At 37.6% G+C, this 16,433-nt stretch carries 13 protein-coding genes; 10 read left to right on the forward strand and 3 right to left on the reverse strand.

The window, feature by feature from the left end; all coding sequences use genetic code 11:
- Positions 1-13: 13 nt before the first annotated feature.
- The 4 genes from nagZ to umoD all read left to right on the forward strand — a co-directional run bounded on the left by nagZ (position 14) and on the right by umoD (position 4,678).
- The gene (nagZ, locus tag JEP71_RS15545) at positions 14-1,033 is read left to right on the forward strand and encodes a beta-N-acetylhexosaminidase (protein ID WP_109372891.1); all 1,020 of its coding nucleotides are present in this window, start codon (positions 14-16) and stop codon (positions 1,031-1,033) included.
- Positions 1,030-1,569, forward strand: coding sequence for an alpha/beta hydrolase YcfP (gene ycfP, locus JEP71_RS15550; RefSeq protein WP_109372892.1), 540 nt, complete (start codon positions 1,030-1,032; stop codon positions 1,567-1,569). The genes nagZ and ycfP overlap by 4 nt, the downstream gene beginning before the upstream one ends.
- A 451-nt stretch (positions 1,570-2,020) precedes the next feature.
- Positions 2,021-3,328, forward strand: a complete 1,308-nt coding sequence (locus JEP71_RS15555; protein WP_109372893.1) for an NAD(P)/FAD-dependent oxidoreductase — start codon at positions 2,021-2,023, stop codon at positions 3,326-3,328.
- Between the two features lie 849 nt (positions 3,329-4,177).
- On the forward strand, positions 4,178-4,678 hold the full coding sequence (gene umoD, locus JEP71_RS15560) for a flagellar biogenesis regulator UmoD (RefSeq protein WP_109372894.1): 501 nt from the start codon (positions 4,178-4,180) through the stop codon (positions 4,676-4,678).
- A gap of 86 nt (positions 4,679-4,764) precedes the next feature.
- Here umoD and mfd read toward each other — a convergent pair whose 3' ends face one another.
- Entirely contained in the window at positions 4,765-8,208 is a 3,444-nt protein-coding gene (mfd, locus tag JEP71_RS15565) for a transcription-repair coupling factor (protein WP_198620643.1), read from the reverse strand.
- Positions 8,209-8,402: 194 nt separating this feature from the next.
- On the opposite strand from mfd, the gene lolC reads away from it, so the two are divergent.
- The 5 genes from lolC (at position 8,403) to pepT (ending at position 13,843) form a co-directional block, all read left to right on the forward strand.
- Positions 8,403-9,605 carry a lipoprotein-releasing ABC transporter permease subunit LolC gene (gene lolC, locus JEP71_RS15570; protein ID WP_198626534.1) on the forward strand — a complete coding sequence of 401 codons (1,203 nt, stop codon included), beginning with the start codon at positions 8,403-8,405 and terminating at the stop codon, positions 9,603-9,605.
- A gap of 22 nt (positions 9,606-9,627) precedes the next feature.
- Entirely contained in the window at positions 9,628-10,356 is a 729-nt protein-coding gene (gene lolD / locus JEP71_RS15575; RefSeq protein WP_416304767.1) for a lipoprotein-releasing ABC transporter ATP-binding protein LolD, read from the forward strand.
- Positions 10,356-11,603: a lipoprotein-releasing ABC transporter permease subunit LolE gene (lolE, locus tag JEP71_RS15580; RefSeq protein ID WP_198626535.1), complete on the forward strand. Its 1,248-nt coding sequence runs from the start codon at positions 10,356-10,358 to the stop codon at positions 11,601-11,603. The genes lolD and lolE overlap by 1 nt, the downstream gene beginning before the upstream one ends.
- Positions 11,604-11,688: 85 nt before the next feature.
- The gene (cobB, locus tag JEP71_RS15585) at positions 11,689-12,546 is read left to right on the forward strand and encodes a Sir2 family NAD+-dependent deacetylase (protein ID WP_196736451.1); all 858 of its coding nucleotides are present in this window, start codon (positions 11,689-11,691) and stop codon (positions 12,544-12,546) included.
- A gap of 52 nt (positions 12,547-12,598) precedes the next feature.
- Positions 12,599-13,843 carry a peptidase T gene (gene pepT, locus JEP71_RS15590; RefSeq protein WP_109372899.1) on the forward strand — a complete coding sequence of 415 codons (1,245 nt, stop codon included), beginning with the start codon at positions 12,599-12,601 and terminating at the stop codon, positions 13,841-13,843.
- An 82-nt stretch (positions 13,844-13,925) separates the two neighbouring features.
- Here pepT and JEP71_RS15595 read toward each other — a convergent pair whose 3' ends face one another.
- Positions 13,926-14,648 carry a vWA domain-containing protein gene (locus tag JEP71_RS15595; RefSeq protein WP_269812697.1) on the reverse strand — a complete coding sequence of 241 codons (723 nt, stop codon included), beginning with the start codon at positions 14,646-14,648 and terminating at the stop codon, positions 13,926-13,928.
- Between the two features lie 261 nt (positions 14,649-14,909).
- Here JEP71_RS15595 and JEP71_RS15600 point away from each other — a divergent pair, with 261 nt between their 5' ends.
- Positions 14,910-15,188, forward strand: a complete 279-nt coding sequence (locus tag JEP71_RS15600) for a hypothetical protein (protein WP_198620640.1) — start codon at positions 14,910-14,912, stop codon at positions 15,186-15,188.
- 87 nt (positions 15,189-15,275) lie between these two features.
- Here the strand turns inward: JEP71_RS15600 and JEP71_RS15605 are convergent, their stop codons facing one another.
- Positions 15,276-16,397, reverse strand: a complete 1,122-nt coding sequence (locus JEP71_RS15605; RefSeq protein ID WP_198620639.1) for a ribosomal protein uL16 3-hydroxylase — start codon at positions 16,395-16,397, stop codon at positions 15,276-15,278.
- Between the last annotated feature and the right edge of the window lie 36 nt (positions 16,398-16,433).

Below are 16,433 nucleotides of genomic sequence, written 5' to 3' on the forward strand. Positions count from 1 at the left end.
AGAGAGGAATGTTATGGGTCCGGTAATGCTTGATGTTGAAGGATATGAACTCGATAGTGAAGAGCGTGAAATTTTAAAGCATCCTCTTGTCGGTGGATTAATCCTTTTTACCCGCAACTTCCACGATGCTGAACAATTAAATGAATTAGTTCGCCAAATTCGTGATGCATCTCATGAGCGCCTTGTGATTGCAGTAGACCAAGAAGGGGGACGTGTACAGCGCTTCCGTGATGGTTTTACACGATTGCCTGCGGCTCAATCTTATGCGGCACTAAATGAAGGTTATCAAGCGAGTCATTTAGCACAAGAAGCGGGATGGTTAATGGCATCAGAAATGATTGCCATGGATATTGATATCAGTTTTGCACCTGTGCTCGACCTAGGTCATAACTGTATCGCCATTGGCGAGCGTTCTTTCCATGATTCCCCTGAAATTGCCATGACAATGGCTGAGAGCTTTATCAAAGGTATGCGCTCTGCGGGCATGAAATCAACAGGAAAACACTTCCCTGGACATGGTGCTGTAAGGGCTGATTCTCATAAAGAAACGCCTCGTGATGATCGCTCTTTAGATGATATTCGCCAACATGATATGTCCATTTTTAAAGATTTTATTCAACGCCAGTTATTAGATGCCATTATGCCAGCTCATGTCATTTATTCTCAGATTGATGAGCGTCCGGCAAGTGGCTCATCGTACTGGCTGAAATCCATCTTACGTGAACAATTAGGCTTCCAAGGCGTTATTTTCTCTGATGATTTATCGATGGAGGGGGCAGCTATTATGGGAAGTTACGCAGAAAGAGCACAACGTTCGCTAGATGCTGGCTGTGATATGCTTTTAGTGTGTAATAACCGAAAAGGGGCGGTGAGTGTGTTAGATAACCTGTCCTCTGTCAAAGCAGAACGCATTTCCACATTGTACCATCACCGAGGTCGTTACACATTGAGTGAGCTACAAACCTCTGATCGTTGGAAAAAAGCGAATCAGTTGCTGACCCAATTACAGGAGCAATGGCAGGAGCGAGCATGATTATATATTTACATGGTTTTGATTCCACAAGTCCTGGAAATCATGAGAAAGTTTTACAGCTACAGTTTATTGATCCTGATGTCCGCTTTTTAAGCTACAGTACGTTGCATCCTCGTCATGACATGCAACACTTACTGAAAGAAACGGATAAAGTGATTAAATCCACGAAAGAGCCAGTATTAATTTGCGGCGTAGGATTAGGTGGATATTGGGCAGAGCGTATTGGTTTCTTATGTAATATTCGTCAGGTAATGATTAATCCTAATCTTTTTCCTTACGAAAACATGACAGACAAAATCGACAGACCTGAAGAATATTTAGATATCTCAACGAAATGCATTAAAGATTTTCGTTCTAAAAACAAAGATAACGCTTTAGTGATTTTATCTCGTAATGATGAGGTTTTAGATAATCAGCGTTCTGCTGATGAATTATCACCTTATTACTCCGTAATTTGGGATGAAGTGCAAACGCATAAATTTAAGAGCCTCTCTGAGCATCTATTTAAAATTAAAGCGTTTAATCGTAAAGAGTAAGACTAAAGTCATATGTTTAAAATGGATGGTGTTTGTTCCATCCATTTTTTTATCTAACGTAGTTAAAACGTTCATACCGTCCTCTCTATCTATCTCTTTTCAACATTTTTCCGACCCCTTATTTTTATCACCTCAATGATCACGACTGATTTTAACAATCCTTTTATGCTTATTTTTCTAGTTCATTGTATTAATTGATAAAACCAATATCCCTATGTTTTAAATGGTGATTTATTTGTCACTAAAAGGCAAAAACAACTATTTTCTTCAAAAAATAGATATGAATATTCAAATATTTTTGATATAAATCAACTTTGGTATGACCATCTTTCCAATTAACTTGCTTAAGAACAAAAATAACAGCAGAAACGATTTAACTGTCATTATTTAAGTAGATTTCACTAAGGCTATTTAAATAACAACAGTAAATATCTTTATGGAGTGACGTTAAATGTCATTAAAAAAAATTGTTATTGTCGGTGGCGGCGCTGGTGGTTTAGAACTGGCGACCAAATTAGGCAATAAATTAGGACGCAGCAAAAAAGCAGAGATCACCTTAGTGGATCGCAACAACAGTCATCTATGGAAACCCCTTTTACATGAAGTAGCAACGGGCTCTTTAGATGATGGTGTTGATGCTTTAAGTTATCTAGCACACGGCTATAACCATCATTTTAATTTCCAATTAGGCTCATTAACAGGGCTTGATCGTGAGCAAAAAAATATCACATTGGCTGCTATTTATAATGAAGAGCAAGAATTGCTCGTACCTGAACGTACATTAGACTACGATATTTTAGTGATGGCGTTAGGCAGTAAATCAAACGATTTTGGCACACCAGGTATTAAAGAGAACTGTATTTTCTTGGACAGTCCTCAACAAGCACATCGTTTCCATAACGAAATGTTAAATTTATTTTTAAAATACTCAGCAGATACCAATGCACAAGAAGAAAATCGTAAGGTAAATATTGCGATTGTGGGTGGTGGTGCAACGGGTGTTGAACTTTCAGCTGAATTGCATAATGCAGTACGTCAGCTTAATAGTTATGGATTAAAAAAATTAGCACCTTCAGCATTAAATATTACTTTGGTTGAAGCTGGAGAGCGTATCTTACCTGCATTACCAGTGCGTATTTCTAGTGCTGCACATCAGGAATTAACCAAATTAGGTGTGCGAGTGATGACCAAAACCATGGTCACAAGCGCAGATGAAGGTGGATTAAACACCAAAGATGGTGAGCATATTGATGCTGACTTAATGGTGTGGGCAGCAGGTATTAAAGCGCCTGATTTTATGAAAGAGATTGCTGGCCTAGAAACTAACCGTATTAATCAGTTGGTCGTTAAACCTACCTTACAAACAACCTTAGATGAGTCTATCTTTGCAATTGGTGACTGTTCTTCTTGTCCAAGAAAAGAAGGCGGTTTTGTTCCACCAAGAGCACAATCCGCACATCAAATGGCAAGTCGTTGTTACAGCAATATTTTAGCAATGTTAAAAGATAAACCGCTAAAAGATTATGTGTTTACCGATCACGGCTCATTAGTTTCACTCTCTAAATTTAGTACCGTGGGGAGTTTGATGGGGAATTTGATGAAGGGGGACATGATGATCGAAGGGCGCATAGCGCGGATTGTTTATATCTCTTTATATCGAATGCATCAAATAGCGTTGCATGGTTATATCAAAACTGGACTTATGATGTTAGTCGGATCAATCAACCGAGTAATTAGACCTAAACTAAAACTTCATTAATTTATCTTTTGCTTTACAGATAAGACAAAAGTTACTTTTTTAAACCCTCATATTTTATGAGGGTTTTTTATCTATTTTTTATTTTAAATTAAATAATTAAATGAGAATATCCAAATAAAATAAATAAACATAGCATAAAGCACTAGATGATTTGTCTGCCTATATCAGAAATAACCGATAACGCTAAAGCTCAATAGAGTAATGATAAATATAATTTTATTATTAAGGTTAAACTTGTAATATTAAAGATAACATTTATTTTATTTATTACGCTAAATTATTTAAGACTTTTCTTAAATAAAAAATGATGTTTAATTCATTAATTCATCAAATAAAATGTTATGGTGTTTCGTAGATTTGTATTAGAAAGATAATAAGTGAAAATTATTAGAAATAAGCTTAACTTGTTATTTTTACTCGTATTTAAATGGGTAAAATAATTTTACAAATCTTAAAAGTAAATTTTATAATATGCGTTAAATATGGAATATCGTCTATTTTTAGGCGACATTTGTTAACTTAGTGTTATCATAATGATGTATCATAAGTAGCATGACGATTTTTATTTTTTCAGCTTAATAAATTAAGATCTATCTTAATATAATGTGTAAGTCCTAAGAATGTAGTTAGTATTTAATTAAGTAATTAAAACAGAAATAAGTGGTGTATTTAACATGTCATAAATACGTGGTTTACTTATTATGTTAATCAGCATGGATGTTGAATTAAGCTATCAGATTAGAGAATTCATTTATTGAATAGTAAATATATTAGCCAGTTAGAGTGAAACCGTGGCTTTTATTACGTATCTGTGGCAATTAAGGATAAAACAAATAAAAAGGGGTAAAAGTGGGTGTTAATGTCAGAAAGTACACACTAATAGGACTAATCATTGTATTAGCTATTCTTTCATTTATTGCATGGAGGTGGGTATTTCCCCAGCCTCAATACGCTCATGTCGTTTCGGCTACACCTATTAAATCGACTGTTTTTGTAACAGAAGAGTATTGTCATCGAATTGGCTTACCTACACCTTTTACACCAGAAAAATTGTCACGATTTCATCCCGCAGAGCAAGAGTGTCGAGTGTTTTATATGATTGAAGCACTCAATAACAGCAATATTGCTAATTTCCCTTATCCTCAATTTAAAGAGTGCATCCCGATTTATCGTCAAGAGCGTAGAATTGTTGGTTATGATGTGCTTTATACTATCGATGGAACACCGGGCAAAGTACGTACCACGTTTAAACCTGGTGAAATTATCGCATTAGATTCTGATGGTAGGCTGATTTTAGAACAAGAACCTTATTGTTCTATGAATGAAAAAGTACCTTGCCGTAAAGATTAAATCTAAAGAATAAAAAAGGCGTAATGAAGGAGTGAAACCACTTCAATTACGCCTTTTTACTGATTCAAAAAATCATAAATATGTGGTTATTTGATCTTATGATCATCGAACGCACTTAACATATCATCAATAAAGGTGAGTCGTTTCTCACGCTCAGTGAGATCTGTAATAAATTTCAGTTTTGATGGACCATCTAAACGGAAAATAGCAGGTTGTTCTTGAAGTAGGCTGATTAAATATCCTGGTTCAACCTTATTCTTTTCACCAAACTCAATAAATCCGCCTTTATCATGAGCTTCAATTCGAGTGATACCCAAGCTCATTGCACTTAAGCGAATAGCAGCATTACGCAGTAGATAACGCCCTGCATCAGGCAGCTTACCAAATCTATCAATTAACTCTGCTCTTAGATCATTAAGCTCTGTTAAGTCGATCGCACTGGCAATTCGTTTATAGAATGAAAGTCTGACATTTACATCAGGAATGTAATCATCAGGCAACAAGACTGGCATTCTTAATTCAATTTCAGTTTGTTGATTGGTGAGATCTTCAAGTGATGGCTCTCTACCCTCTTTAAGCGCTTCTACTGCACTTTCTAGCAATTCCATATAAAGAGAGAAGCCAACGGTATTCATTTGACCGCTCTGCTCTTCACCTAATAGCTCTCCCGCGCCCCGAATTTCTAAATCATGAGTGGCTAATGCAAAACCAGCACCCAGATCTTCCAGTGAAGCAATCGCTTCTAAACGTTTATGAGCATCCTTTGTCATTGCTTTAGGATGAGGTGTCAACAAATAAGCATAAGCTTGATGATGAGAACGACCTACGCGACCACGTAACTGATGCAATTGCGCTAAACCAAAGTGATCTGCACGTTCAATAATAATGGTGTTCGCGGTTGGTATATCGATACCTGTTTCAATAATTGTGGTGCAAAGTAACACATTAAAACGTTGGTGATGGAAATCATTCATCACACGTTCAAGTTCACGCTCACGCATTTGTCCGTGACCAATACCAATACGTGCTTCAGGAACGAGTGCAGCCAGTCTCTCACGGGCTTTTTCGATATTCTCAACATCGTTATACAAGTAATAAACTTGTCCGCCACGCAATGTTTCACGCAAGATAGCTTCGCGCACCACTAAGTCATCATATTCTCGCACAAAGGTTTTCACCGATAAGCGACGTGCTGGTGGTGTTGCAATAATAGAAAGATCACGCATACCGCTCATTGCCATATTCAACGTACGAGGAATAGGCGTTGCTGTTAGCGTTAATATATCGACATTAGCACGCATGGCTTTTATTCGCTCTTTATGGCGAACACCAAAGCGGTGCTCTTCATCGACAATTAATAGCCCCAAATCTTTCCACTGAATATTTGGTTGAAGCAATTTATGTGTGCCAATGACAATATCAACTGTACCTTCGGCCAGTTTTTCTGTGATTTGCTGTTGCTCTTTTGCGCTACGAAAACGTGAGATCATCTCAATGTTAACGGGCCAATTAGCAAAACGATCACGGAAATTATCAAAATGTTGCTGAGCCAATAGGGTGGTTGGTACTAAAATAGCGACTTGTTTATTGTTGTTAACGGCAAGAAATGCAGCGCGCATCGCCACTTCTGTTTTACCAAATCCGACATCGCCACAGACGAGTCTATCCATTGAAATGGCTTGGCACATATCGCTAAGCACAGCATTGATAGCCATTTCTTGATCAGGTGTTGTTTCAAAAGGAAAGCTTTGGCGGAATGATTGGTATTGCTCTTTATCCATTTTAAAGGCGAAGCCTGTTTTTACTTCGCGTTGAGCATAAACATCTAATAACTCTGCTGCGACATCTCGTACTTTTTCAGCAGCTTTTTGGCGAGCTCTTACCCATGCATCGCCACCCAATTTATGTAGTGGGGCATTTTCATCTGCGCCACCAGAATAACGACTGATTAAATGCAGTGATGAAACAGGAACATAAAGCTTGTCATTACCCGCGTAGCTTAACATCAAATATTCAGCTTTAACGCCACCAGCTTCTAGTGTTGTCATTCCTTGATAGCGACCAACACCATGTTGAAGATGAACAACGGGCTGTCCTATGCTTAATTCAGCAAGGTTGCGAATTAAGGTATCTGTATTAATAGCACGACGATTGTCTTGGCGACGACGATTAACGCGTTCACCTAACATATCACTTTCACAGATCATGGCTAATTGACGATGGTTATCAATAAATCCATGTTCAGCAGCACCAATTATAAAGTAAAAACCTTTCTCTTGAGCATCAGATAATTCAATGATTTGCTTAGGTGCTATTTTTATCCGCGATAAAAGCTCTTGTACGGTTTCGCGTCGTCCTTCACTTTCAACAGAGAAAATAACACTACCTGAAAATTGTTCTTGGAATCGGCGTAAGTTATCTAAAGGTGATTTGCTTTGAGCGTTAATCGATAAATCAGGAAGAGGTTGATAGCCTAAATTGGTCTGTCCCGCTTTTTCTGGCAACGTTTCTGTTTTAAGTTGAATACGAGGCCACTGTTTTAACTCTTTATTAAATTTATCAACATTCAGCCAAATATCATCTGGTGGTAACAGTGGTCGCATAGGATCAACGCGACGGCTTTCAAAACGTTGATTAATGTCTTGCCAAAATTTTTCTGCAAAATCTTGTAGATCTTGCGTCACTATCAATGTGTTTTTAGGGAAATAAGCAAATAAGTTAGATAAAGGCTGTTCAAAAAACAGGGATTGCCAATATTCAATTCCCGTTGGCAATATGTGTTTACTTACTTGCTGATAAATATGTTCAGGATCACGTCTTACATCAAACCGTTCACGCCATTGGCTACGGAAAGTTTCTATCGCATTTGCATCTGTTGGGAATTCATGTGCAGGCAGTAAATTAATTTGATCAACTTCAGCTAATGTCCGTTGTGTATCGACATCAAAAGTACGCAGGCTATCTATTTCGTCATCGAAAAAATCAATACGATAAGGAAATTCACTTCCCATAGGAAATAAATCTAATAATGCACCACGCGTTGCGTATTCCCCATGTTCTAATACTTGTTCGACATGGCGATATCCCGCTTCATCTAATGTTTTACGTAAATTATCACGAGAAAGTATCTCTCCTTTTTGCATTACCAACGCATGACTTGCGAGATAATCCGTTGGGCAGACTTTCTGCATTAACGTATTGACAGGTAAGATTAAAATTCCCTTGAGAAGTGATGGAATACGGTATAGCGTAGAAAGGCGGTTTGAGATGATTTCTTGGTGAGGTGAAAAACTGTCGTATGGCAGCGTTTCCCAATCCGATAATGTCTCTACTGGATAATCACAAAACTGACGGATTTCATCTTGTAAACGCAATGCATTTTGCATATCACGAGTAACAAGAACGACTAATCCAGAGTGACGTTTGATGATCTCGGCACATTCTAGAGCACAAGCGGCACCAGTCAGTTGACCTAGCTGACGAGTATCCCCTTGTTTTATAGGAAGTTGATAACGATATTCTGAGGACATAAGCGTGTAATGTGAACTCTTTGTTGTAGTTAACTCCCAACACATCTTTAGCTTAATGGCTAAAGCTTAAACTGGCGGGCAGGTTAAGATAAAAGAAAAAACCACAGTTTGGGAATAGAGTGGTTCCATTCAGTAAGACTACCCTTTATTATCCCTGAACACTTCGCATTAGCAACAGGAACAGCACAGATTTCATGTACAATTCTGTCTCATTTTATATAGGGCTCCGTTATATGCGGGGTCGTGCGGTCGATAAATTCGGTCGCTTCGTCTCATGGCTATCCGCTTTAGGGATTATGTTAGGTGTAGCGGCACTGATTACAGTGACTTCTGTCATGAATGGCTTTGAACGTTCATTGCAAGAAAGCATTCTTGCTTATATTCCACAAGCCATCGTGACATCACCTAACGGGCAATTACCCCGAGATTCAAATATAGCTGAAAGATTACTGACGCGTGAAGGTATCATAAACGTTACCCCTTTAGTAGAAGGCGATGTTGTTTTGCAAAGTAAAGACAATATCAGCGTTGGTGTCATGTTGGGTATAGAAAAAGAGCAAGATGAACCTTTAACGAAACATATTCGTTATGGCGATTTTTCTATGCTGAAAGCGGGTGATTATGGTGTGATTTTAGGAAGTGGCCTTGCTAAACAGTTAAAAGCAAAAGAAGGCGATAACATCCGCCTTATTGTGCCAAGCGTAAGCCAATTAACACCAATGGGAAGATTACCTAGCCAACGGTTATTTACCGTTAAAGGTATTTTCCAAAGTGGTGGCGATGCAGATGCCTCACAAATCTTAGTTAATCAGCAAGATGCGGCACGTTTAATGCGTTATCAGCCGGGTAATATTACAGGATGGCGTCTTTTCTTTACTGATCCTCTCAATATTGAAAAATACAGTGCACAATCTTTAGATAAAAATCTAAGTTGGAGAGATTGGCGCGAACGTAAAGGTGAATTTTTCCAAGCTGTAAAAATGGAAAAAAATATGATGGGATTATTATTAAGCTTAATTATAGCAGTGGCAGCTTTTAATATTATTACCTCACTTTCTTTGTTGGTCATGGAAAAACAAGGTGAAGTTGCTATTTTGCAAACTATGGGTTTAAAACGCTCTCAGATTATGTCCATTTTTATGCTACAAGGTGCAGGTGCAGGTATTTTAGGGGCGGTAGCTGGTGGTTTGTTAGGCGCATTACTCTCAAGCCAATTAAACGTTATTATGCCAGCGGTAGGACTTATCCCTCAAGGTGTGGAATTGCCCGCAACACTTGATTGGGGACGCGTCTTTATGATTGGTTTCTCCGCTATTATCATTTCCCTTTTATCCACTTTATACCCGTCTTGGCGGGCCGCGGCTATTCAGCCAGCAGAGGCGCTACGTTATGAGTAATTCTTCTTTGAATAAACAACCAATGGCATCAGAAAAACAAATACACATTAATAAAGATGGTTTATTGGATTGCCACGCCCTATGTAAACAATACCAAGATGGTTCTATTTCCACACAAGTGCTGAAATCAGTCTCTTTTAAAATGGATAAGGGCGATTTTCTTGCCATCGTGGGGAGTTCTGGCTCAGGAAAAAGTACCTTATTACATTTACTGGGTGGATTAGATTCTCCCACATCAGGTGAAGTCTTTTTTAAAGGGCAATCACTTAATAAATTATCCTCTTCTGAAAAGGCTGATCTACGTAATAGCCAATTGGGTTTTATTTATCAATTTCATCATCTATTACCTGATTTCACCGCACTTGAAAATGTTGCTATGCCACTGATGATTGGCGGCACGAGCGCTTCTGTTGCAAAAGAAAAAGCGATGTCTTTACTTGAAGCTGTTGGGTTAAAAGATCGCGCTCATCACCGTCCTTCAGAGCTTTCGGGTGGTGAGAGACAACGCGTTGCGATTGCGAGAGCATTAGTGAACGATCCTGCATTAGTCCTTGCTGATGAACCAACGGGTAATCTTGACCAGAAAAATGCAGAAGGGATTTTTGAATTGTTGATTAAGTTAAACAAAGAAAAACAAACCGCTTTTCTGGTCGTAACGCATGATTTGTCACTGGCGGCTCGTTTTCAGCGCCAACTTGAAATGAAAGATGGTCAACTACAGTCACAAAACGCAATTTCAGGAGTGAAATAATGGCGCAATTGCCACTTGCATTAGTGACCGCATTACGTTTTTCAAGAGGGCGAAAACGTGCGGGAATGGTTTCTTTAATTTCAGTTATTTCAACACTGGGCATTATGCTGGGTGTTGCTGTCTTAATTATTGGCTTAAGTGCCATGAATGGCTTTGAGCGTGAATTAAAAAACCGTATTTTATCAGTTGTGCCTCACGGACAAATTTATTCAGTAGAACAGCCATTTGTACAATGGCAATCAGCATTACCTCGTATTGAAAATACCCAAGGTGTTGTCGCTGCTGCTCCTTATATTTTACTCACTGGATTGTTAGAAAAAGGAACAGAGTTAAAGGCAGTGCAAGTGATGGGGGTCTCACCTGAAAAACAAGGTGATATCAGCCTGTTGCCTCGATATGTACAAAACAATGCATGGCAAAATTTTAAGGCAGGTAAACAACAAATTATTATAGGACAAGGTGTTGCCAATGCGTTGAAAATAAAACAAGGTGATTGGCTGACGGTATTAATTCCTAATAATGATGATCCTACTAAGCTTTTACAGCCTAAACGTATTCGCTTACAAGTGAGTGGTATCTTTAAACTCAGTGGAATGCTTGATCACCAATTAGCGTTAATTCCTTTATCAGATGCTCAACAATATATGGATTATGGGCAAGGCATTACAGGGATTGAAGTGAAAACAGTAGATCCTTTTTTCGCGAATGAAATTATTCATAATGCGGGTTTAAACAGTAAAGAATATGTTTATGCGAAAAGCTGGATAAGTGACTATGGCTATATGTATAGCGATATTCAGATGATCCGTAGCATTATGTATTTATCGATGATCTTAGTGATTGGTGTCGCTTGTTTTAATATTGTCTCAACGCTGATTATGGCGGTAAGAGATAAAAGTAGTGATATTGCTATTTTACGAACGTTAGGTGCACGAGATAGCCATATTCGTAATATCTTTTTATGGTACGGTTTATTATCAGGCATGATTGGTTGTGTCGCTGGTGTGATATTTGGTGTATTGGTTGCTTATAATTTAACGCCATTAGTGTCTGTTATTGAATCATTAACGGGACACAGTGTGTTGTCAGGCGATGTTTATTTCGTCGACTTTCTACCTTCAGAAGTTCATTTAATTGACGTTTTCTCTGTATTTATTACCACTGTGATCTTAAGCCTGATTGCAAGTTGGTATCCTGCACGCCGAGCCACTAAACTAGATCCTGCAAGAATTTTAAGTGGACAATAAGTTTATTGACATACAAAGAAGAAAAAACGCTTAAACTAGTGAAGATAAGAAACGCGATATTTAAATTTGAAAACCAAGGATTGTAATGATGAAACTTAAACTTCGTCATCGTCGGCTTAGGAAGTTTCGTAAGATCAAAAATTTACGTAGGCAGCATTCACGTTGTCGTTATTTTCATCTCACCCATAAAACGGAACATGAAATGAATTTACCCAAAGTTGTCGTATTAACAGGGGCTGGCATTTCTGCTGAATCAGGAATTAAAACATTCCGATCAGAAGATGGATTGTGGGAAGAACATCGCGTTGAAGATGTTGCAACACCTGAAGGTTATCAACGCAATCCCCAATTGGTTCAGCAGTTTTACAATGAACGTCGCCGCCAATTGCAACAACCTTCTATTCAACCTAATGAAGCGCATTATGCATTAGCGAAACTAGAGCAACGTTTAGGTAAAGACAATTTTTTACTCGTTACGCAAAATATTGATAATCTGCATGAAAAAGCAGGTAGTAAACATATTTTGCATATGCATGGTGAATTGCTAAAAGTGCGTTGCCCTCAATCTCGTCAAGTATTTGAGTGGAAAGGGGACTTAGAAACAACCGATCGTTGTCATTGCTGCCAATTCCCATCGCCACTACGCCCACATATTGTCTGGTTTGGTGAAATGCCAATTGGTATGGAAGAGATTTATCACGCTTTGGCTGAGGCTGATATTTTTATCTCTATCGGTACATCTGGAAATGTTTACCCAGCAGCTGGTTTTGTCCATGAAGCTCGATTAACAGGCGCTCATACTGTTGAGTTAAATCTTGAACCCAGTTTGGTTGAAAGTCAGTTTGAAGAGAAACATTATGGCCCTGCAAGTCAGGTAGTTGATGAATATGTTCATAAATTGTTTGAATTAATTAATGATCCTAAAGCTGATTTGACGCAATAATTATTTTATAGAGTTCCCTATTATTGTTCTTAGAGAGATCTTAGGGGGCAAAATGGATAAATTATTAGAACGTTTTTTTGAATATATTAATTTTGATACACAATCAAAACCATCTTCAAAAATGTCACCAAGCAGTGATGGACAATTAAAACTTGCCAAGGCATTGGCTCAAGAATTAAAAAAGCTGGGTTTTTCCGATGTAATGCTCAGTGACAAGGGATGTGTAATGGCAAGTTTACCATCCAATGTATCTTGGCCAGTGCCAGTTATTGGCTTTATTTCGCATCTTGATACATCTCCTGACTTTTCAGGAAAACATGTAAAACCACAAGTGCTTGAAGATTATCGTGGTGGTGATATTGCTTTAGGTATTGGTGATGAAGTGTTATCGCCAGTTATGTTCCCAATCTTACATTCAATGATTGGTAAGACATTAATTACTACTGATGGCAAAACATTACTGGGTGCGGACGACAAAGCAGGTATTGCTGAAATTATTACTGCGATGGTGCGCTTAAAAGAAACGAATCGACCTCATGGGGATATTCGCATTGCTTTCACTCCTGATGAAGAAATCGGGCGTGGCGCGCATTATGTAGACTTAAAAGCATTCGGTGCAAGCTGGGCTTATACCGTTGATGGTGGTGGTGTTGGCGAACTGGAATATGAAAACTTCAATGCCGCATCCGTGAATATCAAAATTGTAGGTAACAATGTTCACCCAGGCAGTGCAAAAGGGGTGATGGTTAATGCATTAGGATTAGCAACACGTATTCATCAAGAATTACCTGTTGACGAAACACCAGAAAATACCGATGGTTATGAAGGTTTTTACCATCTGCAAAGTATCAAAGGCTCGGTAGAAAGAGCGGAAATGCATTATATTATCCGTGATTTTAATCGTAACTTATTTGAAAAACGCAAACAGAATATGATTGCGATTGCAGAGAGAGTGGGTAAAGGCCTGCATCCTGATTGTTATATTGAGCTAACGATTGATGATAGCTATTACAATATGCATGATAAAGTTGTTCAATTCCCTCACATCATTGAAATAGCCAAACAAGCCATGATTGATTGTGATATTGAGCCAAATATCAAGCCTATTCGTGGTGGTACAGACGGTGCTCAACTTTCTTACCGTGGATTACCTTGCCCTAATATTTTCACAGGCGGTTATAATTTCCATGGTAAGCATGAATTTATCTCTTTAGAAGGCATGGAAGCGGCGGTGAGTGTCATTATGCGCATTGCTGAAATAACGGCTGAAAGAGAAAAGGCTAAAGTAGTTAGCTAATCGCTTATTGAGCTTCGAAATGAAAAATAATAGCCGAAATCTCGGCTATTATTTTTTAGTAAAAAGAATATATTAAGTTTGTTTATTTACGTTTTTCGTAATCTTGTTCAACAGAAGATTTCCAATCTTGATTTAACTCTTTTCCTTCAATTTTAGATTGAACGGCTTTATTAACAGACTCATAGGCATTTTCATAGCCTTTAGCATCTTGGATATATTGAGTTGAGTTGGATGATTTAATGCCAATACTTTCAGCCGCACTTATTGCGTCAATGTTGGCACCTAAAAAGATAAATTCCCAACCTTTCTCTTTTTCTGCTGAATTAATTAATGATTTTACTTTTTCTAGCGAATATTCACGGCTACTATTTTCTTCGCCATCGGTGATGATCACCATCATGACATTCTTATAGGGTGAATTTGGTTTATTTCCTTCAGTGATCGCATTTCCCACAGCATCTAACAGTGCAGTATTACCCGATGCAAAATAATCGTTAGTCGTTAAATTCTCTATCTTATTAATATCAATACGGTTATGTAACTTTTTAGCCTGACTATCAAATAAAATAGTGGTGATATAGACTTTTTCAGGGCGATTTTTATTTTCTGCTAAAATAGTATTAAATCCACCAATAGTATCTTTTTCATACCCTTGCATTGAGCCACTTTTATCTAACACAAAAATGATATCCGTTTGTGCTGGTGGTGCCTTCATATTTGCTGTTTCTACTGTTTTTGCAAATACCACGGTCGGTAAAATAAAAGCAGCGATTAAAACAATAAATTTTTTCATAGACGACTCCATTGTCGAAAAAAGAAGTAAAAATCTAATTTTATCTTAGGGGCAATTGATCAAATAAAATAGGAGAAACGGCTGAAAAATAAACGAGATATTAATGAAAAAATTTACTTAATTAAAAATAGAGTGATTTTATAATAATGGGCTAACATATTGTTTATTATTAAGCTTTTAATATAGGCTTAATATTAATAACTCTTTGATAAATTGAGTTTCCTGAATTTCCCTTATAATTAAAGAGAAATAAATATAATATAAGGATATTGAATGGAAACCATAACAGGAAAATTATTAAAACCTGTAATAGAAGAGCAACTAAGCTCTCATAAAAAGAAAGTGATTAAAAAATCTGAGCAACAATCATTTATTATTATTTTTAGTTATTTTCTAATCACTTATTTAATCTCATTTTCTCTTTATGTGACAAATAGCAAACATACATTATTACTTTTTTTCTTACAAAGTACATTTTTTGTTGTGATTCCTTTTTTCTTTCGTAATACAAGAGTACTTTTAAAAGAGTCGATAATTTATTTAATTCGTTAGATTTTAAAATAAGACTTATTTTAATATTTCTAGTAATAAAAAAGCCCTGCAATAATATGTCAGGGCTTTATAAATTATCATTGATAATTAATCTTCAAAATACCAATAACCTTGGTTTACCAAGTGTGTTAATAAACGTACAAATTTGGGATCGGTTAATGCATCACCTAAGTGTTGTTTATCAATATAATCATATTGACAAAGCGCATCAGCAGCTTCGATATAATCAGTATCTATCAACTCGCCATTAACAAAACAGCTATCACCAACACGTAGCGCACGAAGACCATTTAAGCGGTGAAGTTGTTCACCTTGTTGCAGCAAATCATGAATTTCTGCGTTTTCGTATAAAGGTTCTGGCACTGCAAGATCAAGCTCATGACGAGATTGAGAAATAAACTCACCAAACCAATGACGGAATACTTCTGGTTGAGCAAGTAGATCTTCCATCATGTCATGAAGTTTATTTAACTCTTGATGTTGCACTAATGCTGGGTTTTCACGCGGAGTTAGATCAGGATCGCTATAACGATAGCTGCCTAAATCATTTGCTAACACATAGTCAGCGAAACCACTGAAAAGTTCACGAGCATTAGGTGATCTGAAACCAACAGAGTAGTTTAGCGATTCTTCAATCGCATATCCTTCATGTGGGAATCCAGGTGGGATATAAAGAATATCACCCGGTTCTAATTCTTCATCAATAATTGCGTCAAAAGGATCAACTTGAAGCAGATCAGGGTGAGGGCAGTGTTGTTTCATTGGGATTTTTTCACCCACACGCCAACGACGACGACCTTGTCCCTGAATAATAAAGACATCATATTGATCAAGATGTGGGCCTACACCACCACCGGGAACAGAATAAGAGATCATTAAATCATCAATGCGCCAATCGGGTAACACACGAAATGGCTTCATTAATGCCGCACTAGGAAAATGCCAGTGATCGACGGCTTGTACAAGTAAAGACCAATCTTTATCACCAAGTCCTTCAAAGTGCTCGAAAGGCCCGTGTTTGACTCCCCATTGTCCGTCTTGACAGCTAACAAGACGGCTATCTACTTCATCTTCCATTGCAAGACCAGCAAGTTCGTCAGGAGATAAAGGATCAACAAAACGAGAGAAGCCGTTTTTAATTAATAAAGGGCGTTTTTGCCAATGGCTTTCGAGGAATGATTGCCAATCTAAATTAAGTTTATAGTCCATTGTGTATATCCTGAATTCGGGAAGCCTGAAGCCATA

It is taken from the genome of Proteus sp. PR00224 (genome assembly GCF_016238105.1).
Taxonomy (GTDB): domain Bacteria; phylum Pseudomonadota; class Gammaproteobacteria; order Enterobacterales; family Enterobacteriaceae; genus Proteus.